17 protein-coding genes are annotated in these 20561 nt (G+C 52.7%); 16 read left to right on the forward strand and 1 reads right to left on the reverse strand.

What is annotated here, in order from left to right; all coding sequences use genetic code 11:
* Positions 1-279 precede the first annotated feature (279 nt).
* The 13 genes from ACI0FJ_RS05405 (at position 280) to ACI0FJ_RS05465 (ending at position 15785) form a co-directional block, all read left to right on the forward strand.
* Complete coding sequence (locus tag ACI0FJ_RS05405) at positions 280-2271, forward strand: histidine kinase dimerization/phosphoacceptor domain -containing protein (protein WP_424300036.1); 1992 nt, start codon at positions 280-282, stop codon at positions 2269-2271.
* Between the two features lie 161 nt (positions 2272-2432).
* A complete protein-coding gene (locus ACI0FJ_RS05410) occupies positions 2433-2723 on the forward strand; it encodes a PilZ domain-containing protein (protein WP_424300039.1) in 291 nt (96 codons plus the stop codon).
* 508 nt (positions 2724-3231) lie between these two features.
* Positions 3232-3627, forward strand: a complete 396-nt coding sequence (locus ACI0FJ_RS05415; protein WP_424300042.1) for a response regulator — start codon at positions 3232-3234, stop codon at positions 3625-3627.
* A gap of 194 nt (positions 3628-3821) precedes the next feature.
* Positions 3822-5177, forward strand: coding sequence for a MiaB/RimO family radical SAM methylthiotransferase (locus ACI0FJ_RS05420; RefSeq protein WP_424300045.1), 1356 nt, complete (start codon positions 3822-3824; stop codon positions 5175-5177).
* A gap of 70 nt (positions 5178-5247) precedes the next feature.
* The gene (locus ACI0FJ_RS05425; protein WP_424300048.1) at positions 5248-6129 is read left to right on the forward strand and encodes a YicC/YloC family endoribonuclease; all 882 of its coding nucleotides are present in this window, start codon (positions 5248-5250) and stop codon (positions 6127-6129) included.
* Positions 6099-6416, forward strand: a complete 318-nt coding sequence (locus ACI0FJ_RS05430) for a DUF370 domain-containing protein (protein ID WP_424300051.1) — start codon at positions 6099-6101, stop codon at positions 6414-6416. Before ACI0FJ_RS05425 ends, ACI0FJ_RS05430 begins: the two co-directional genes overlap by 31 nt.
* Positions 6416-7036, forward strand: coding sequence for a guanylate kinase (gmk, locus tag ACI0FJ_RS05435; RefSeq protein WP_424306498.1), 621 nt, complete (start codon positions 6416-6418; stop codon positions 7034-7036). The genes ACI0FJ_RS05430 and gmk overlap by 1 nt, the downstream gene beginning before the upstream one ends.
* Positions 7037-7038: 2 nt before the next feature.
* Entirely contained in the window at positions 7039-7731 is a 693-nt protein-coding gene (gene pyrF, locus ACI0FJ_RS05440) for an orotidine-5'-phosphate decarboxylase (protein ID WP_424300054.1), read from the forward strand.
* A 9-nt stretch (positions 7732-7740) separates the two neighbouring features.
* Positions 7741-8673: a tetratricopeptide repeat protein gene (locus ACI0FJ_RS05445; RefSeq protein WP_424300057.1), complete on the forward strand. Its 933-nt coding sequence runs from the start codon at positions 7741-7743 to the stop codon at positions 8671-8673.
* On the forward strand, positions 8673-9530 hold the full coding sequence (locus ACI0FJ_RS05450; protein WP_424300060.1) for an HDOD domain-containing protein: 858 nt from the start codon (positions 8673-8675) through the stop codon (positions 9528-9530). The genes ACI0FJ_RS05445 and ACI0FJ_RS05450 overlap by 1 nt, the downstream gene beginning before the upstream one ends.
* Before the next feature lie 20 nt (positions 9531-9550).
* Entirely contained in the window at positions 9551-11314 is a 1764-nt protein-coding gene (gene recJ, locus ACI0FJ_RS05455) for a single-stranded-DNA-specific exonuclease RecJ (protein WP_424300063.1), read from the forward strand.
* The gene (locus tag ACI0FJ_RS05460) at positions 11311-12423 is read left to right on the forward strand and encodes an AI-2E family transporter (RefSeq protein ID WP_424300066.1); all 1113 of its coding nucleotides are present in this window, start codon (positions 11311-11313) and stop codon (positions 12421-12423) included. Before recJ ends, ACI0FJ_RS05460 begins: the two co-directional genes overlap by 4 nt.
* 218 nt (positions 12424-12641) lie before the next feature.
* Complete coding sequence (locus ACI0FJ_RS05465; RefSeq protein WP_424300069.1) at positions 12642-15785, forward strand: response regulator; 3144 nt, start codon at positions 12642-12644, stop codon at positions 15783-15785.
* Between the two features lie 233 nt (positions 15786-16018).
* Here ACI0FJ_RS05465 and pyrR read toward each other — a convergent pair whose 3' ends face one another.
* Positions 16019-16561 carry a bifunctional pyr operon transcriptional regulator/uracil phosphoribosyltransferase PyrR gene (pyrR, locus tag ACI0FJ_RS05470; protein WP_424300072.1) on the reverse strand — a complete coding sequence of 181 codons (543 nt, stop codon included), beginning with the start codon at positions 16559-16561 and terminating at the stop codon, positions 16019-16021.
* A 211-nt stretch (positions 16562-16772) separates the two neighbouring features.
* On the opposite strand from pyrR, the gene ACI0FJ_RS05475 reads away from it, so the two are divergent.
* The 3 genes from ACI0FJ_RS05475 to ACI0FJ_RS05485 all read left to right on the forward strand — a co-directional run bounded on the left by ACI0FJ_RS05475 (position 16773) and on the right by ACI0FJ_RS05485 (position 20560).
* Positions 16773-17093: an IscA/HesB family protein gene (locus ACI0FJ_RS05475; RefSeq protein WP_424300075.1), complete on the forward strand. Its 321-nt coding sequence runs from the start codon at positions 16773-16775 to the stop codon at positions 17091-17093.
* A gap of 165 nt (positions 17094-17258) precedes the next feature.
* Positions 17259-18287: a helix-turn-helix transcriptional regulator gene (locus ACI0FJ_RS05480; protein ID WP_424300078.1), complete on the forward strand. Its 1029-nt coding sequence runs from the start codon at positions 17259-17261 to the stop codon at positions 18285-18287.
* 152 nt (positions 18288-18439) lie between these two features.
* Entirely contained in the window at positions 18440-20560 is a 2121-nt protein-coding gene (locus ACI0FJ_RS05485) for a TonB-dependent receptor (RefSeq protein ID WP_424300081.1), read from the forward strand.
* The last annotated feature ends 1 nt before the right edge of the window (position 20561 follow it).

The following is a 20561-nucleotide window of genomic DNA, read 5'->3' on the forward strand; positions in this document are numbered from 1 at the left end:
ACATATTCACGAAATTTTCTGGTATGCCTACTATACAAATTCTCCGGCACCCGAAAAGCAGCATTGCCCCAGACTGCTTAAAGCATCATCAAAGGGCTTTCCACTCAGGCCACACAACGCAAGACAAAAAAATCAAATTTTCGTATATTGTTTTGTAGACCTAATTACGGATTGGTGCATAACAACGCATGCGCCTCCACGATCAAGACCTAAAACTTCTTATTTTGCAGGCTCAGCCCAAAGTAGCTAAATTTTCGTCACCTCTCCTTTGGAGAAAAAATGTCGGAACAACACCCCAAAGCCCTTCAGGACAGCCAGCTTGCAGGCGAGGTTAATCCTCAAAGCAAGCTGGCATTCGCATCTCTTTTCGACATACGCCTCATTCAAAAATTCCAGGATGCCTTTTCCCTGGCTGCGGGGGTCGGCTCCGTCATCGTCACGCCACAGGGAGAACTACTTACCCAGCCAAGCAATTTCACCGACTATTGCCAGGAATCCATAGACGCTGACGGACATGTTTGCGTCCATATGCAGCGCCTCCCTTCTCCTGGAGAAACAATAGACATAGTATGCCCCGCAACCGGACTTCTTCGATGCAGCGTGGCCATCCACGTAGGCAAAAAACTTATCGGCATCTGGATAATAGGACAGGTCCGGGAAAAAGGCGCGCCGAATCCTTTGTTGCACGATGGGAACGCTCCTCTGAGCCCGGAGGACGAAAAAATAACGAAAATCTGGGAACAGACAGCTTCTCTCTCCCGAAAGGAATTTGCTAAAAAAGCCGAAGCCCTGAGTTCCATAGCCGAACAGCTTTCCGAGATGGCGGAGCAGACCATGCGGCAGCGAGCCGTATTGCGGGCAAAGCAGACCATGGAACGGCAGCTCAAGGAACGCGAAGCTACGTTGGATGGCATTGTCAGTGCCGCTCCCATTGGCATCGGGTTAGTCGAAAATCGTATTCTGGGCTGGACAAACCAACGCCTGCAAGACCTCTTGGGCCGTACAGAAGAGGAACTGCTGGGACAAAGCGCCCGTATACTTTATCCGGACGAAGACGAATACGAGCGGGTGGGACGGGTAAAACACCCGATGATAAAAATACACGGACGGGGTTCCGTTGAAACCCGTATGATAACCAAAAACGGCAGTCTGCTCGACGTCATCCTCAGTTCGTCCAAACTCACAAACGATGTCGGTGAAACCCGGTTCATCTTTACAGTCCTGGACATCACAGAAAGCAAGCTGGCTGCCCAAGCCCTGTCCGATAGTCGGTCCAGATTCCGTGAGATGTTCACCAACATGCAACAGGGAGTCATCTTGTTGCGTCCCAGACAAGAAAAGCCAGATTTCATCATCACCGACGTCAACCCGGCTGCATTGCGCCTGCTCTCCAAAAACAGGGACAAACTTCTGTTTCGTCCATTACAATGGGCCATTCCCGCTGCGGGCAAATACGGTGTGCTCCACGCACTCAAACGCGTAGAAAAAACAGGACAGCCTGTTCATCTCCCGGAATGCTTCTACAAGGACGGACGCCGCCAAGGGTGGAGGGACTATTCCATTTATATGCTGACAACCGGCGAACTCGTGGTCCAGTTCGAGGACATCACGGAATCCGTCATCTCTGATCGGCAGGTCAAAGCATCACTCAAGGAAAAAGAAACCCTGCTGAAAGAAATCCATCATAGAGTCAAAAATAATCTGCAAATCATATCAAGCCTGCTCAGGCTGCAGGTTGGAGGCCTTAAACATCCCCAGGATGCAGAACTGTTCATTGAAAGCCAAAACAGAATCCGGTCAATGGCACTGGTCCATGAAAAGCTCTATGGCTCGAACGATTTGAGCAGCATCAATTTTACCGAATATATACAGACGATCGCCAGCCACTTGCTGACCAGCTACAGCGTACCCAACGAAAAAATCCACATAAGCACCCCAAAAGAAGAATTTCTTCTGAGTGTGGACCAAGCTGTTCCTTTGGGACTCCTGCTCAATGAACTGCTGACCAATGCCTTCAAGCACGCCTTTCCCGGCCATTCAAGCGGCAACGTTGAGGTACAAATCAAACCGCACTCCGACGGCTATGCCCACTTTAGCGTTTCCGACGACGGACAGGGCCTCCCGCCAAACATACGGGGGGAAAACTACTGCTGCGCGCCTACGTTGGGACTCCAGCTCGTAACCACATTGGCAGAACAGCTCAATGCGGAGATGCATATTCAGTCGCCTCCAGGAACCAGTATCACCTTGCTTTTTCCCTTGTTGAGTTGAAACTCCCACGCGTAAGACAAATCTACTTTTTCTTTGATAAGCAAGCAGGTTGCAAACATTTCCCCGTTCATACACCCGTCCTGAAACCCATTTTCCTTGCTCCAAAACATATTTCATACTAAAATCTACCCAGAATCTAATCCAACCGATGGAGAGCCCCAATGCAACGCACGGACCCTCGAGACAGGCGCAGTACACCACGCCTTCCCGTTGGGTCTAATATGTGTGTCCTGCGTCAGAACCAGGCGGAATGCCTGCTTTGTCGTATGGACGATGCCAGTATCGGGGGGATGAAATTTTCCGTGCTCAACCCGGACAGAGTTTCAGAGCTTCACGTCGGCGACACCATGCATCTGGATATCTACCCGGATTCTTTCCAGGAGTTCGTCACCACAAGGCAGGGAACCGTCGTCTGGATAAAAAAAGACACCTTCGGCCTTAAACTGAAATGATTGCTTATGTGCGTGCCCGGTCGCACCCAAAAAGCCGCCAGCAGCCCTGAAAGGAGCAAACAGTGCCCATGATGCCGAGCAGAAAACTGCGATATTTCGAATGTGACGGACATCCCTACATTTACGACCCAGCCACCACCAAACTTTTTTTAGCCACTGCCGACGAACGAACGGAAATAAGTGACCGCAAACAACGCGGACAAATATTACTCAATTCCGTATCCATATCAGAGGGAGAATTTTACAAGGCTTTGGAAAAAAGAGCTGGCCGACGCGCTCTTTAAAATCCTTATAGCCGCAACCGCTCCTGCATCCCTCACGCATAACGGGACGGGTCTATTTCCGATCTTTTTCGCAGGAAAAAGAACAAATACACACTTTCCCTACTTGTCCTCACAAGGGGGGACCTTATAATTGGTTTAGTCGAACGGGGAGAAGAGACCTTAATCCGAATCCCCAAAGACATCGCATTTTCATCTGGCAAACCGCAACCTAGGGAGGCTTTGAAATGAGTCAGATCAAAGCACTTGTCTGCGATGACAACCTAGCCACCCTCGCCTTAATAGAAACTCTCCTCAAGCGAAGCCATTACCAAGTCCTCACAGCAGAAAACGGCAAAAGAGCGCTCAAAATATACCTGGAGGGGGGCGTGGATGTTCTCATTACAGATATCTTCATGCCGGAGATGGATGGCCTTGAACTGATCATGGATATCCGTCGCCGAGACCCCGAAGCCAAAATCGTCGCTTTTTCCAGTGGTGGGGGAATGTACTCCCCGGAACGCTGTCTGGACATCGCCCTTCAGATGGGAGCCACATCCGTCATATCCAAGAGCAGGATACGCCACGATCTGGTTTCCAGCCTTGAGACGATTTTTCCGGAGCAATCTGCAGAAACAAGCTGAATGTTTTTGGAGCAGCAGCCGTTACGTCAATTCATCAAAGATCTTCAGTCCTTCAAAGCCCGGCCCTGGTCGGGCTTTTTGCTTTTCCCTGCCAACTTCCAAACACGGCACGGGAAGCCTTCAGACTCCAGCCGCAACAAACATTGCCTTTGACCGTATTTCACCAACTTGCCTAGGCCGCAGGTACAATGTACATGTCCACCCCACGTATGAAACACCAATTCTGTATTATTACCCTGGGCTGCAAGATCAACCAATACGAAAGCCAGGCCATACGCGAAGCATGGCAACGGACTGGCTGGCACCCCACGGACGACGCTTCACAAGCAGACATTCTGCTGGTGAATTCCTGTGCTGTAACGGCAGGAGCACTCCGCGACGTACGCACCACGGTAAGAAAAGCCATGCGCGCCAATCCCCAGGCCCGAATCATCGTTACGGGATGTGCAGCCGAATCTGACAGGAACGGGCTGGGGGATCTGACAGCCCAAGTGGAATTCGTTTCACAATCCTCCAAAACCACGCTTTTGACTGGCCCGCCCCATCCAGGCAGCATCGAAGGCGACAGGACGCATGTGACACTCCCGGATTTTCGTCCAAAGGACGATTTCCGGATTAGTGATTATGAACGAGGCCGTGCCGTCCTCAAAATTCAGGACGGATGCTCCCACCGGTGCACCTATTGCATCATTCCTCTTGCAAGAGGCGAAGCCAAAAGCCGCCCACTTGAGGAGATACTTGCGGAAACGGACCGCCTGATAAACAATGGATTCGGCGAAATTACCATAAGCGGCATCAACCTGTCCCAGTATGGACGGGACGAAAAATCCGCCCATGTCAACGACATGTGGGACCTGCTGCAACTGCTCAATGAACGCTATGCAGCAGAATATCTTGGCAAGGTTCGCTTTCGTCTTTCATCCTTATACCCGGCTCAGATTACGGGAAAAATGAAAGAGAAGGCACTACAAACTCTGGCCGCATCCCCCATGGTCTGCCCTCATCTGCATCTGTCGCTGCAAAGTTTGGCTCCCGAAGTACTGCGCCGCATGGGCCGAAAAACTTACGATGTGCGGGGGATCCACGATTTTCTGAACGCTTTGGAGGCCATCTGGCCGGTCTATGCCTTGGGCGCAGACTTTATTTGTGGTTTTCCCGGAGAAACCGAAGAAAATTTTCAGGAAACTTTTGAAGCTGCACGCGGTCTTCCGCTTTCCTATGCCCATGTTTTCCCGTACTCTATACGGCCAGGAACCGTGGCCGCAGACATGGAGCAAACCGTTTCCCAGACGGAGAAGAAGGTACGGGCCAAACGCCTTCGGGATATGATTTCCCGTAAAAAGACGAACTTCATCAATAAACTTAATGCATTGGACAGGGTTGAAGTCGCTTTGGAAAAAAGCGCTCCAGCCCGCGGCATGAACCAATACTATATAGAGTGCATATTTCAGTCTCCTGCTTCCGATGCACACATTGGAAAGCTGGTTGCCGCACAACCATTGAGCCCTTCGCCGGGCAACGAACAGACCTTGCTGGTTCGGGCAATCTGAGTCGGGGAAAAAATATGCAGTTCAACAACACAAAAACGGAGGCCAAAAGAAGGCCTGCCAAGGAGAATATATGATCAAAAGCATGACGGGTTTTGGTCGCGCAGAGGCAAACGGCGGCGACTGGGCCGTGGCCTGGGAAGTCAAAAGCGTCAACTCCCGCTTTCTCGACACCAAATGGCGTACCCCCGCTTTTTTGCGCAGTCTTGAGGCATCATGGGAAAAGGTCGTACGGCGCTTTGCCTCGCGGGGACGTGTTGATCTGTTTCTCAATGTGCAGATCAACAGTGCGGACATGGTCGGTCTGACCTTCAACCGCACTATGGCGGCTTCCATGCTGGACCAGATGGCCTCATTCGCCGATGACCGCAGCTTGGCGTACGCTCCCGACCTCAACAGGCTTTTGAACATGTCCATGCTGTGGCAGGATGTAGGTGGCGACCCCGATCCCAACCTGGCCGGAGATATCGCCAAGGCCCTGGAGCAGGCGCTGACCGCCTGGGATACCTCCCGCATGCAGGAAGGCAAGGCCACATTGGATGACCTGCAGGCACGCCTCGCCACATTGGAAGGCTACCTGGCGAAAATAGAAGAGCAGATTCCCTTAATCCGCGAGGAAAAGCTCGCCCAGCTCAAAGAACGGGTCAAAAGCATGCTCGACGCCATGGGTGCGGAATATTCCGAGGATCGCATGCTTCAGGAAACTGTCATTTTGACTGACCGCATCGATGTATCGGAAGAGCTGACGCGCCTGGGCGCACACCTCAAACGCATCGGCAAGGTTCTGGCCAAAGGCGGAGAGAGCGGGAAACGGCTTGATTTTCTTATCCAGGAGACCTTTCGCGAAATCAATACCTGTGGCAACAAGGCCCAGAACAGCGATATTTCCGCAATCGTCGTGGACTTTAAAACGGAACTGGAAAAATGCAGGGAACAAGTTCAAAATCTGGAATAGCCCCGGCCGAGGGCAAGCCATCCAAAAGCGGACGCAAGCCCGGCCTTTTCAGCATCGGCTTTGGAAACTACCTGATAGCCACGCGAGTTATCGCGATCGTGAACCCGGCCTCTTCTCCCATGCGCAGGCTCCGTGAAGACGCGCGCAAGGAAGGACGCCTTATCGACGCGACCCAGGGACGAAAAACCCGGTCCATAATCATTCTCGACTCCAACCACGTGGTCCTTTCCGCAATTCAGGCGGAAACTATTACTCAACGTATGGGCATTGACGGAGAAACTGCATGATTCCAGCCAACGCCACTGGGCATTTTTTTGTACTCTGCGCACCGTCGGGAACGGGCAAAAGCACGTTGGTCCACCGCCTCATGGAGGAATTCCCCAACCTGCGCTTTTCTGTATCCTGCACAACCCGGGAACCACGTACCGGAGAAGTTGACGGAAAAGATTACCACTTCATAACCCGCAATGAATTCCTGGCCATGCGCAACACTGGTAAATTCGTTGAATGGGCTGAAGTACACGGCAATTTCTACGGCACCCCCATGGACGAGGTGCACAAGAAGTTGAATGCCGGTTTCGACCTCCTGTTCGATATCGATGTGCAGGGTGCGCGGCAGATCCGCCAACGCATGCCCCACGGCTGTTACGTTTTTCTGCTGCCCCCGTCGCGTCAGGCGCTGCTGCAACGGCTGGCGAACCGTGGGACCGATGACGCAAAAACCATTGAAAAACGTCTGGAAAATGCTCGGAAGGAACTCGAAGCCGCCCCGGATTTCAATTACCTGATAGTCAATGACGACCTGGAAATAGCCTACGCCCAGCTACGGGCCGTTTACCTTGCCTGCAAACTGACCCCGGAGGCGGCCCCCGGACTTGTCCCCTCCATTATGGAAACCTGGAGCTGAACATGGCCGAACTCGTCGTCGCACTCGATTTTCCCGAAGCCGCCCCTGCCCTGGCACTCGTCAAACAACTGGACGGCCGGGTCCCCTGGATGAAAATTGGTCTGGAACTTTTTTGCAAGGCTGGTCCCTCCATTGTCAGGCAAATCAAGGACATGGGGACCAACGTCTTCCTTGACCTCAAATTTCACGATATTCCCAACACCGTATACGGGGCTGTGTGTACGGCAGCTGCAAGCGGAGCCGACATGCTTACGCTGCACTGTTCGGGTGGGGAAAAGATGCTCCAGGCCGCAGTCCGGGCCAAAAAAGATATTGCCACACCAGAAAACAGCGGTCCCATTCTGTTGGGTGTAACCGCTCTGACCAGCCTCGATGACGCCGAAGCCACGTCCGTATATGGAAGCAATGCCTCCCAGGCGGCGACCAATCTGGCGAAAATAGCCATGACGGCCGGACTGGACGGAGTTGTTTGTTCCGCGTTAGAAGTAGCGTTGATGAAAAAAAGCGCACCGCCCGCATTTGTCTGCCTCACCCCCGGCATACGCATGGGAAAAGCAGATGACGATCAGGCCCGGGTAAGCACTCCGGGAAATGCGGTGCGCGACGGGTCCGATTACTTGGTTGTGGGACGCCCCATCACCAAGGCTGACGACCCCATACAAGCAGCAGAGGCATTTCTGCACGCCATGAACTAAGGGGATGCCATGGTCGATATGAAGTACACGCCGCCCAAGGGAGGATCAGGGAAAAGGCCCTCTGCCCACCCTTCGAGCACGCTTTCCAGCGAAAAGATCAAAGGCATCTTTTCCACCCAATCCGTCGTCAAGGTCGGTACGGGCACCACCACACGGCGGACGATTCAAAAGACCTACTGGCATGCACAGGAATTGGATGAAGGCAGTTTGGAAATTCAGCCTCTGAACCGAAATTACATTCCTTCGGGGCCCAAGCGAAAAGTTTCCAAAGACGATTTCCTGCAAAAATTTTCTCCCGAACCCGAATTCTACGTCACCACGGTCTTTCCCAAAATGAAAGAACTGACCCAGACCATAGAACGTGGGGAAAAACACAGAAAACAAGGTGCGTCCTACAGTGCCGAGTTTGAATTCGGCCAAGCCGTCAAGGTGGACGAAGAAAACGTTCGCGCCAACTTCGGCCTGGGGCTCACCTACATGGACCGGGGAGAAAAGGGAAAGGCTAACGATATTTTCGAACGTCTGGTCAAGTTGGATGCCGCCTTTGAAAAAGAACACAAGCACCTTTTCAACGACTTCGGCATAAACCTGCGCAAGAACCGCATGTTCGACCAAGCCATCGAATATTACGAACGGGCTCTTAAACTCACCCAGCAGGACGAACATCTTTACTGCAATATTGCCAGAGCTTATTATGAAAAAGGCGATATCCGAAAATGTGTCGATAATCTGAAGAAAGCTGTCAAACTCAACTCCGAAATGGAGGAAGTACGGCAGTTTTGGGACTATCTGCACCGCAAAAAATATATTTCCGAGGAATACCCCGGGTCCGCCTCAAAAACAGGCAACGGCTCCAGAGCCGCTTCCGGGGGAGGATCTGCCAAGAGCAACGGGAAAAAAGAAAAAACCGTCCCTGAGACTTCACACAAGCTGGAGTTGTAATGAACTTCGAAAGAGGCCAGAGCTTTCTGGCCAGACTTTCCAATCTGCGGCACGACTTGCCCTTTTCCCCGGAAGTATTCAAGGCGCTTTTCCGCCAGACTTCGGACGGTTCGTATGCTTCTCTCAACGATATCGCCCAAACCATAAGTCAGGACCAGGGGCTCTCTGCCCGCATCCTCACTGTTGCCAACTCCGCATTCTACGGTCTGCAAAGCCAGGTAACTTCCGTTTCCCGCGCTGCAACGGTGCTCGGAGTCAAGGAAATCAAAAACATCGTCCTGGCGCTGGGAGTTCAGGGACTGTCCGCTTCGCTCCCACCCTCTGCCGATTTTTCCATGAAGGATTACTGGAAACATCAGTTCCAGGTAGCGACGGCTGCCCGAATTCTGGCCCCGGAAGCTGGCGTGGACCCGGATACGGCATTTACAGCCGGCCTGCTCCATGACATGGGAAAGCTCATCACCGCCATCCACTCCTGGGACGACTACACGGCCATACTGCACCTGATTTCCGAAAAGAACCTCGCCCCCTGCCGGGCCGAGGATTTATATTGGGGGCTGGACCATGGGGTCGTGGGCGGACTTGTTTTGCGGGCATGGAAACTTCCTGCACAGCTCAGCGAGCCGGTAAACTGGCACCACAACCCGGAGCTGGCTCCGGAGTACCAAACCGAAGCACTGCTTATCGGCCTTTCAGACGGACTCATCCATTCCGTACTGGACGATTTTCCAGCCAGCGACGGCTGCGAGGTACTTATCAAGGCTCTTAAAGTCGGCAACGAATCGGCGCAACAGGCAGCGCAGGATGCCCTTGACGACACACATTTCGACCATTTCATTTCCTGCCTGCCGATCTGACAGTCTTTCCAGGAGCCACCATGCGCAAGCATTGGACATTCAGAGCGGAGCCAGAAGGCTCCGCTCTGCTCGATACCTCGGCCATAGCCAGTAAACTCGGCGTTTCCGAACTCACGGTAAATCTTCTCAGAAACCGGGGAGTAACTGCCCCATCCGAAATGGACGTGTATCTTACGCCGGGGTTGAGCCATCTGTGCCGTCCCGATGCCATTCCGGGACTGACAAAGGCAGCCGAAGTTCTTGCCCAGGGTTTGAAGGATGGAAAATCCTTCGCCGTGTGGGGTGATTACGACGTGGACGGCGTAACCTCTTCCACCCTGGTGCTGGACTTCATGCGTCAGCGGGGCATAGAGGCCACCTGCCATATTCCCAACCGCATGGAGGAAGGCTACGGCCTGAATTCCGGCCATATCGACAAGCTGTACGAACAAGGCGTACGCCTGCTGCTTACCGTGGATTGCGGCATCACCAGCCATGACCCCATCCAGCGTGCCGTGGAGCTTGGAATGGAAGTGGTTGTTTCCGACCACCATCTGCCGTCGGCAACCCTGCCTCCGGCAGAAGCCATCTGCAATCCACAGCTTGGTGAATGCCCCTGCCAAGATCTGGCAGGAGTAGGTGTTGCTTTCTTTCTTATGGCTGCGGTCAACAGGCTGTTGCCTGGGCAGGCGCTCGACATGCGTCAGTTCCTGGACCTTGTCGCCCTCGGAACTCTGGCCGACGTGGTCAAATTGCAAGGAATCAACCGCATTCTCTGCAAAAACGGCATGCTCCTCATCAAAGAAGCAAAGCGTCCCGGAATTTTTGCACTCAAAACCGTGGCCGGACACCAGGGAAACGCCGCCCTTGGAGCGGGACAAATAGTTTTCGGACTGGCCCCCCGTATTAATGCGGCGGGCAGGCTGGGCAAGGCCGGTGACGCTCTGGACCTCCTGCTGGCCCCGGACAGGGAGACCGCATGGCCTCTTGCTCAAACTCTGGATAGCATGAACGAAGAGCGCAAACGGGTGGAAGAAGAAACCACGGATGAAGCCATGCGTCAGGCCGAAAGCCAACTCGGCAATCCCGGTCTGGTTCTTTTCGATCCGTCCTGGCACCAGGGCGTAATCGGAATCGTGGCCTCCCGTGTTGTGGAAAAATTCTACCGCCCCACCCTTATCCTTACCCAGGAAAATGGTGAAATAAAAGGTTCGGGGCGGTCCATAACCGAAGTCAACCTCTATGAGGCCCTTGTGCAGTGCAGTGATGTGCTGAAAGGATTTGGGGGACATAAGCAGGCTGCGGGCCTGCAGCTGGCTCCGGATAAACTCGGCGCCCTCAGATCACATTTCAGCGAGGCCGTGGCAGAACAGATTGGAGACAAGCCCCTGGCGCCGACGCTCAAGCTGGACGCGGAGCTTTCTTTCGCCCATATAGACTTGGCCCTGCTGAAAGAAATTGAATGCATGCAGCCTTTTGGCATGGGAAACCCGGAGCCGGTCTTTGCTTCGCCAGCTGTAACCGTGGTCAAGGCCAGCCATTTCGGCCAAGGGCATCTCATGCTCCAACTGCGTGATGAAGCATCTGGCCGGACCCTGCGCGCCAAGGCATGGCGCATGGCCGAAACCTGGGGCAGCGGATTGGAAAAGCAGAAAATACGTGTGGCTTTCACGCCCAAAATCAATACCTTTCACGGAGTGGATTCAATCGACCTCACGGTCAAGGACATCCAACCGGAACAACTATCCACCTGGAGACCGGCTGTCAGCCGAAAGCCATCTGCCGCAACAGGAGCAGCCCGATGAAACGGTTCAAGGAACAGCTCGGCAGATCATTGCACGGAGACGAATTTTATTCGTGGTTTCCCGTGTTGCTTCTGCTTTTCTCCCTGTATCTGGTCTACCTGGTCGTCAATCCTTTCCTTCACACCATAATCGTGGCAATTGTGCTGGCTGCGGTCTTCCATCCGTTGTACAAAAAAATCCGTACCCGGCTGGCCGATCGTTCCATTCCAGCTGCAATCATTGTAGTGCTCATCATCGTGTTCTGCATCCTCATCCCGGCCATACTCTTCCTTACCGGACTTGTGGGGCAAGGAGTGGACACGCTTTCACGAATCAACCAGTGGGTTCGCACCAACGACCTGAGTTCGCTTCTCGACCACGGGGGGCTCGATCCCTACATCATGTGGCTCAAGCAAAGGCTGCCCTTTCTGGACCTCAACAGCCTGGATCTGCAGGGAAAACTTGTTGCCCTTTCCCAGGCAACAGGCCAACACCTGCTTTCATTCAGCACCGTTATCCTCGGCAACATCATGTCGCTCAGTTTGCGCTTCCTGCTGATGATCTTCATTCTGTTCTACATCCTCAAAGATGGCCCCCTCATGGTCGCCAAGATCAAATACCTGGTTCCTCTGCGGGAAGCCCAGTCCGAAGCCATTTTGGACAGCCTGCGGAATATTTCCAAGGCGGTTCTGGTTGGAGGCCTGCTGGTGGCTGCACTCCAGGGGATAGTGGGTGGCATCGGCCTTGCCATCGTCGGTATTCCGGCTCTGTTCTGGGGAGCCATGGTGGCCTTCACATCCCTGGTGCCCGTCTTCGGAACAGGCCTTATCTGGCTTCCGGCATCCATCTATCTGGCTCTCATCGGCGAGTGGAAGGCTTCCTTGTTCCTGGCGGGCTGGTTCCTCATCATCGTCGTTCAAATAGACACGTTTCTGCGCCCACTGTTCATGCGCGACGCGGCACGAGTATCTCTCTTTTACATTTTCTTTGCTGTCATAGGCGGTGTGAAGGTTTTCGGTCCCCTGGGCATACTGTACGGTCCACTCATCCTGAGTTTCGTCATCGCCATGCTCAAAATATATGGAGAAGAGTTCAAGGACATACTTGGCCATAAAAACGAACAGTCCTGAACGTTACCGACACCATGTGAAAAGGCGGAACTGGAATCCCAGTTCCGCCTTTTTTTATTCTTATTCAATCAAAAATATAATACACTCAAAGAAGCGGGCAGAATAGTCCTACGTACAGTAGCAATTACTGGCATGATCGTCTTTCCGCGGGGTTACAAACCCATTTTTTTTAAGCCCCGGTTGCATACTGTGCTGCACAAATGGTGTATGGAGACACAGTGAACCATCCCTTTTCCTCATGCTTCAGACGACTTTCCTGCCGTCTTATGATTTCACATCTTTTCCTTTGGGGAGCATTCGCACTGCTCATGGGAGGAGCTGTTACTGGCTACCTGCGGCTGAAACCGGCCCTGACGCAGATGTACTCGCAGGAAACAGAACAATTGCTGCAGCACACCAGGCTATCACGTCACATCTCTTCCATCATGTCCGATGCCAACCTTGCCCTTATGCAATTTTCCAATGGAGACATCCCCGGAATTTTTTCGGAAAATCAAGACCTTCTCCACGCTGCTTTGCAAACCCTGCTTGAACAGGTCAATGAGCCGAAGCTCCGCGAAGTTATTGTATTGTTTGATGCCAACCTGCAAACAATGTTCGCCCAATGCTCCCTTCTTTTACAGGACATTACCAATGCAAACGGGCGTGCAAACAACATCCAGGCAGAACTTAATCTTTTAAGTACAGCGATTGCTCAAAACACTAAAAAAGGGCCGCTTGCCGAGCAACATCAACACGAAGAAGTCATTACGGAATTACAACAAAGCTGGCAGACGCTGCTGGCTATCGAACGGCTACGCCCTCTTTTGGAACGAGCCCCGCTGGTAGGTAATCCTCCCAACAAGAAAAAACACATTATTCCCTTGCTCACTCGGTTGGAAAATCACACCAGCCGCCTTGCGGAGCTATTGGCCGATATCCCGGAAGTCGATGCTTCACAACTGCAGCCATTGGTAAATAAATATATCCAGACACAACACGCCCTCTGGCAAAATCAGGCCATGACGCTTGAGCGCTTCAATACTCTGCTGACCTCTCGCGCGCATTTGGCGCGCTCATTGGAAAAACTCGATGAACAAGCAGCCGGGCAAGGTGCCAAGCTTCTTGCACAGGTCCAGCAAAAAATGCTTGTCGCCAGCCTGTCAATCGTCGGCCTTTCGGCACTTCTCGCTGTTCTTGCCTTTTCATTCTTCACCCGAACCATCAGACGCCATGTGACGACCCCCATGCGCCAAATGCACTCGGGAATCGTCTCGGTAACCGAAGGCAGTTTTCCTCCTGACGTTGCATTTGAAAGAAAGGATGAGTGGGAGAATATGAAAATAGCCCTTCTGGGCATGGCAAACGAGATGCACAACTATTACCTGTTTATGGAAAATAGAAATCATGAATTGAAAGAGGAGATACTCCGCCGCCGCATCTCGGAAAATGAATGGTGTGCCAGCAGGGAAGCGTTCCGATCCATCTTTGAATACATGGACTATGGCGTGTTCAAAATAACCCTTAACGGAGCACTTCTGGAATGCAACCCCGCCTTCCGCAAGCTGATCGCCATGGCGGATAGCACCCCGCTTGATCCTGAAAACCCTCCTTCCATCGAAACACTCATGCCGGAATTGGACCTTCCCAAACTTTACCGACAGCTGTCGGAACATGACGATATCCATTTCTTCGATCTGCAACTTCAGCGTTCAAATAAAACACGTTGGATTTCTTTATATTTCAAGCTGAAAAAAGGCGAGCAAAGGCATCCCGCCCATATTTATGGGCTGGCCCGTGATGTTACCGACCAGAAAAAACAGATGGAGGCGTTGCGCAAGGCAAAAGAAACGGCAGAGGAATCGGCCAAAACCAAAAGCCAATTCCTGGCCAACATGAGCCATGAAATCCGCACCCCTTTAGGCGGAGTTATTGGCATGACGGAAATGCTCTCCGAAACCCCTCTGGATGAACGCCAAAATAAATACGTCAAGGCTGCCCTGCAGTCGGCCCACTCCCTGATGAACATCATCAACGACGTTTTGGATTTTTCCAAAATCGAGGCCAACCGGATGAAAATCGACCCCGTGGATTTTTCATTGCAGGAAGTACTCGATTCAAATCTCCGAAGTCTTGGCCTGCAAGCCAAACGCAAAGGGCTTGATTTTGAAATCATTGTTGATGAAGCCGTACCGGCCAAACTCCACGGCGATCCAGGCCGTCTCGGCCAAATTTTGGTAAATCTGGTAGGAAATGCCATAAAATTTACATTAGAAGGTTCCGTACGCCTGCGCGTGGCCCCATCTTTCGAGTTTAGCAAAACAGGTGCCCAGCGCTACTCTTTTGCTGTGGACGACACCGGCATAGGAATCAACCCCAAAAATCTCCAGACGATTTTCGATAGTTTTTCCCAGGAAGACGGCTCATTGACACGCCAATTTGGAGGCACGGGCCTGGGGCTGGCAATCAGCAAAAGACTGGCCGTTCTTATGGATGGCAGTCTCATCGCCACAAACAGGGAAGGAGGCGGCTCCACATTCGAACTCATTCTTCCCTTACCCGAAGCAACTGCCTCGGAAGAGAAGGAAACAAAGCCGGAAGTTCGGTTGAATTCTCAAGGGCTGCTGGGATTGCGCGTACTTTTGGCGGAAGACAACGCCGTCAACCGGCTCTTTGCCACCGACCTGCTCAGGCAGGCTGGGATGGAGGTAGAAGAAGCGGAAAACGGCAGGCAGGCCCTGAGCATGCTGCAAGAAAAAGAATTCGATCTCATACTTATGGATATCCAGATGCCACTATTGGACGGTATTGAGACGACCCAACTCATCCGAACATCCGGCGCGCCCTACCGGGACATTCCGATCATTGCGCTCACCGCTCACGCCATGGCTCACGAACGCCAGCGCTTTCTCGACAAAGGCATGAACGCTCACATTGCCAAGCCCGTTGATCAAAAAGAACTTTTCCGCATTTTAAATACATTCGCTCCACTCGGAAAAAGGCAGCCAGCCACTGAGGGTCCGGCACCTGAGGAACCCCCAATACTTGATACACCGGCGGCATTGACGGCTTTGATGGACAACAAAAATATTTTGAAGCAGATGCGGGAAAAATTTATAGAACAGTCCCAGTTATGGGCGGAAGGACTCGATGGCATGAAAAAAAAGTCGGACAGAGAAAAACTGGCCGACCTGCTTCATTCCCTACTTGGCTCTTCAGGTACATTAGGCGCTGTTTATCTGCGCAATGTCGCAGAAGAAATGAAGCCCCGGGTACAACCGGCCACCGAAGAAGAATTACTGGAAATGGCAGACACTATTAGCCAAGCCCTTTCCAGAACAATAGCCGCGATGACCCAAGAGCGAGACAACACAACCCGATAAGATTGAAATCCGAAGGGATATAATAACTGCCTGTTGGCAGTTTAGATTGATTACAAAGTTAAATCTTCCAGGCTGCTCAAAAAGGTGCGAAAGCGAGGCGTAAGAAAAACTCAAGGCTGACGCGTATTTCCTGATACGCGAGGGATTGAGTTTTTTGAGGCAACGACGCTATCGTGCCTTTGTCAGCAGCCTGAACTGTCTGTTGGCAGTTTCTGCAAAGAAAGGTCGCCCCCCTAGGTAACGACCAAAGTTATCCTGTCCTGCCCGTCCCGTTCTCTTAGATGAACATCCACATGATCTTCAGGCTTGGTCGAAACTTCCAGCCCCGTATAGTCGGGCTGGATGGGAAGTTCGCGGTTGCCTCTGTCCACCAAAGCCAGCAATTCGACACGCCGGGGACGCCCGTAATCGAGGATGGCCTCCAGCCCGCTACGGGTGGTGCGTCCTGTGAACAAGACGTCATCAACCAAAAGCACCACGTAGTCTTCCAGTTCAAAAGGAATTTCCGTGCATTGAATCTGCGGCTGCACTGACAGGCTTGTCCAGTCGTCGCGGTACAGATTTATGTCGAGTTTTCCCAGGGGCACCTTGGTCCCCTTTCCGGAAACTTTTTCATCCAAAATAGTCTTGAGCCTTTCGGCCAAATCGGCCCCTCGGCGCTGGATGCCGATAATGGCGAGTTCGGACAAATCGTCATGCCGCGCATGAACTTTCTCGGCAAGTTCCTCCAGCATCCAGGCAATGTCCTTTTCGTCCGCAAGAATATTTGTGTTCACTTTGCATCCTCTTCAAATGAATTTTGTCCGACTATACGGCAGCCGGCCGTAGCACGCAATCATCAAGCCGGCCGAACCTGGCTCTGTTTTCCTCTCTCCAAAGAAACAACCTATCTTTAGTATCAGTCTTATCTATAGTAAACGAGTAACTCATTGACAAAATCACAACCTATACCTACCTAATATACTCATCACTTCTTTGGAGGAAAAAATGATTCAACTGACCGATACTGCCAAAGAGCAGCTGGAAAAGTACTTCAGCGACAAGGAAAAATCCCCCATCCGGATTTTCCTGTCATCCGGTGGCTGAGCAGGCCCCAAACTTCAACTGGCTCTGGATGAGCCGGCAGACACAGACGAAGTTGTCGAAACAGGCGGCTTCACCTTTGTGATGGAAAAAGACCTGTACACCCAAGCCCAGCCTTTGTCCGTGGACATGACATACATGGGCTTTCAGATTGATTCCAGCCTTCAGATGGGCGGCGGTTCCTGCTCCACTGCAGGTGGGTGCGGCGGCTCCTGCTCCTGCTAGCGGAACGAATCATAGGAACATAAAAGAGGGACGTGTGAGCGTTCCTCTTTTTTTGTGAGCTGTGATTCTTAAAATACAAATGATATTGACAATCTTTTTCAATAAATCTATCTACCGTAAAAATCTTTGTAATACCTGCACCCTATTCTTCCCTGGTGTTCAAACATGTTCATGCAAAATACAATTCCAGCGACACGCTGCACCATTTCCATGCATCCCGACCAGCCCGGCGCCAAATGCCCCGATTCCATGGTCGAATGCAGTATTGACGAACACACTGGCGATACAACGCTCAACAGCTACAAAACCAATACGTACCGCTTCCGCCCGGGGCTGGTTCTTGCCATCCGCACAAGCGAAACGCCCACCACGGCCCGCACCAGTTTCTACATCCGCGAAGCTCCTGTGTTGTTCGGTTTTCTCGTCCGTGGGGCCAACCTCTGCGTCTACACCCAAGGTGCCATGGAACACCAAAGCATCCACCATGTAAGCGGAAGCAACGGCATCCGGTACCTTCCCGATTCTGCCGGTTGTATCTCCCACAGGGCGGACGATACTCTGCGTATGGTGAGCATCATGGCGGCCCCGGACGTTCTTGCCCAATACATGCAAGGCCAGCCCCTCCCCGCCCGCCTCCAGGCCGTACTGAACAAGCCGAAGGACTCCTGGCTTTACTGGCAGGGCCGGGATACCCCTACAAAACGTTTCCTCCTGACCCAAATTCTCGACTGCACCTATACAGGTCCCATGCGGTCCATGTTTTTGGAAAGCAAGACCCTGGAACTGCTCAGTTACCAGCTGGACGATTACATTCGTTCACACGCCGCCCCGCGCCCCAATACTATTTTCTTGACTGCGTCGGATAGACGCCGCATCCAAGATGCCCGTGACCGTTTGCTCACCGACCTGGAAAACCCGCCATCCATTAGCGAACTGGCGGGACACGTCGGTCTGAACACCAACAAACTCAAACAAGGGTTCAGACTGGTGTTCGACAGTTCCGTGTTCGGTTACTTCCGCGCCTACCGGCTAGACAAGGCCCGGAAGCTGCTTGAATCGGGCGAGCACAACGTGACCCAGGCCGCTCTGACCATTGGCTACACAAGCCTCAGCCACTTCAGCCGTGCTTTTGCCAACAGATTCGGCATGACACCCAAGGAATGCCTTCACGCCAAAGGACGCAAGGCGGGCTGAGCCTGCTTGCACACAACAAAATTCTTTACGGACAAACTTTTCTTCCGCAAGGAATAGTACATCCTCTCTCCTCCGGGTAGAAATTCTCCTCTGAACACCCTTTTCCGGACCGCCGGAAAAGCCTTCGGCCATCTGTTTTCAAGGAGAATACCATGCCCCAGTTTCAGCGACTTCTTCCAACACTCCCAGCCGTACAGATCGGACTTGCCATCCTTCTGACCGTCCTGACGTTGCTCCCCGTGGCTATCAGCCCAGCCAGAGCCGATTCCAACGAAGCCAGTGTCAGAAAAAAACAAGACAATGCCACGCAGGCAACCCATCAGATGAACCAAATCACGGTTACCGCAACCAAACGCGAAACCAGCCTGCAAGATGTCCCGGCCGGCATCTCCGTGCTCTCCTCCTCTACCCTTGAAGAAAGCGGCGTACGCGATCTTCAGGAAGCCACCCGGCTGGTTCCGAACGTCTACATGAAAAAGACGGGGTCGGGAGATTCACCCATTATCCGAGGTATATCCGCCTTCGACACATCCATGACCGGTCCGGCTGGACTGTACATTGACGACATGGCGTACTCGCTCAACTACATGCAAAACCAAATGCTTTTCGACGTGGAGCGCATTGAGTTCCTGCGCGGCCCCCAGGGAACGCTGTACGGACGCAACAGCGAATCCGGCGTCATCAATGTGGTTTTCAAAAAACCGGACAACGACTTCCGCGCCAAACTGCTGGCCGAAGGTGGCACCTACAATACCTACAGGCTGGGCGCCAGCCTCAGCGGCCCGATAGCGGAGGACCGGCTGTATTTCGGCCTGTCGGGGCTGCTGTTTCGCACCGACGGGTTCATGACCAACGAGATGCAGGACGACAAGACTTCCGACCACAATGATATCGACAGCTGGCGCAGCATCCTTCGGTGGACACCGGACCTGGACTGGGACATCAACCTGACTCTGGATGGCAGCGAACGAAACCTGGGCATGGACAGAATGCGCACTTCGGCAACCGGTCCCTTTGAAGTCAGCACGGACTATAAGGACTCTTCCACAGAGTCTGAATATGGGCAGGGCTTGAAGGTCGAGTACGATCATGCCGGAACCAAACTGACCTCAATTAGCGGACACCGCAGTTTCAATAAAAAATTTCACTTCGACATGGACCGCACCCCCGTTCCCACCGGGCACACCTACCTGGATATGGACCAGGACACCTACTCCCAGGAATTTCGTCTGGCTTCTTCTTTGGGGGAACGATTCGATTGGCTGATGGGAGCCTACGGATATGCCGAAGACATGGATGTTGAATTTGACCGCAACCTTCGCATGGCAGCCAAGGCTGCCAAACGCCGCACCAAAATCGATGGCCAGGAATATGCACTGTTCGGACAAGGCACATACAACATACTGCCGGATTTGCATCTGACAGCGGGACTGCGCTGGGACAATACATATTCCAAGGGAACACAAACCCTGCAGACCAGCAGGACGACCAACGAATACGACGCCACCCTGGACGATTCCCAGGTATTGCCCAAGTTCTCGCTGGCCTATGATTTCACGACCAATGTCACGGCTTACGCCACATGGAGCCAGGGATATCTGGCCGGAGGCTACAACTATAACATGGCCACCAATTCCGATAACCTCGCTTATGATCCGGAACACAGCACCAACTACGAAACCGGGCTGAAGTCGAGCTGGTTCGACAATCGTCTGACTGCCAACCTGGCGTTGTTCTACATTCAAATCGACGACAAGCAGGTTATGGAAGGGTACGGCATGTCCGAATGGCGCATCCGCAACGCGGCCAAGGCGCATAGCACTGGTGGTGAACTGGAGCTGGTATTGCTGCCCTGCGAAGGCCTGCAAATCGATGCGGGCCTTGGCTACGCAGCCTCGGAAATAGACGATTGGGATGCGTTGGAAAACGGCCGCGAAGTTGACTACTCGGGCAAAAAAATGCCCTGGGCGCCGGAAACGACCTACAACGTGGGGGCCACATATACCCATTCCTCCGGCATGTATGTACGGGCCGACATGGCCGGTTTCGGCAAGCAATACTTTGATGCGTCAAACACGCTGAGCCAGGGCGAATACCAATTGTACAACCTGCGCGTCGGCTATGTGGAAGACACCTTCGACGTAGCCGTCTGGTGCCGCAACCTGTTTGATACACGCTACTACAACAAAATGTCCCGCAGCATGGCCGGCGCAACGCTTCTTGAAGACGGCGACCCACTGACGGCAGGCGTAACCGTAACCTGGAGATTCTAAA

It is taken from the genome of Desulfovibrio sp. 7SRBS1 (genome assembly GCF_049723905.1).
Classification (GTDB): Bacteria; Desulfobacterota; Desulfovibrionia; order Desulfovibrionales; family Desulfovibrionaceae.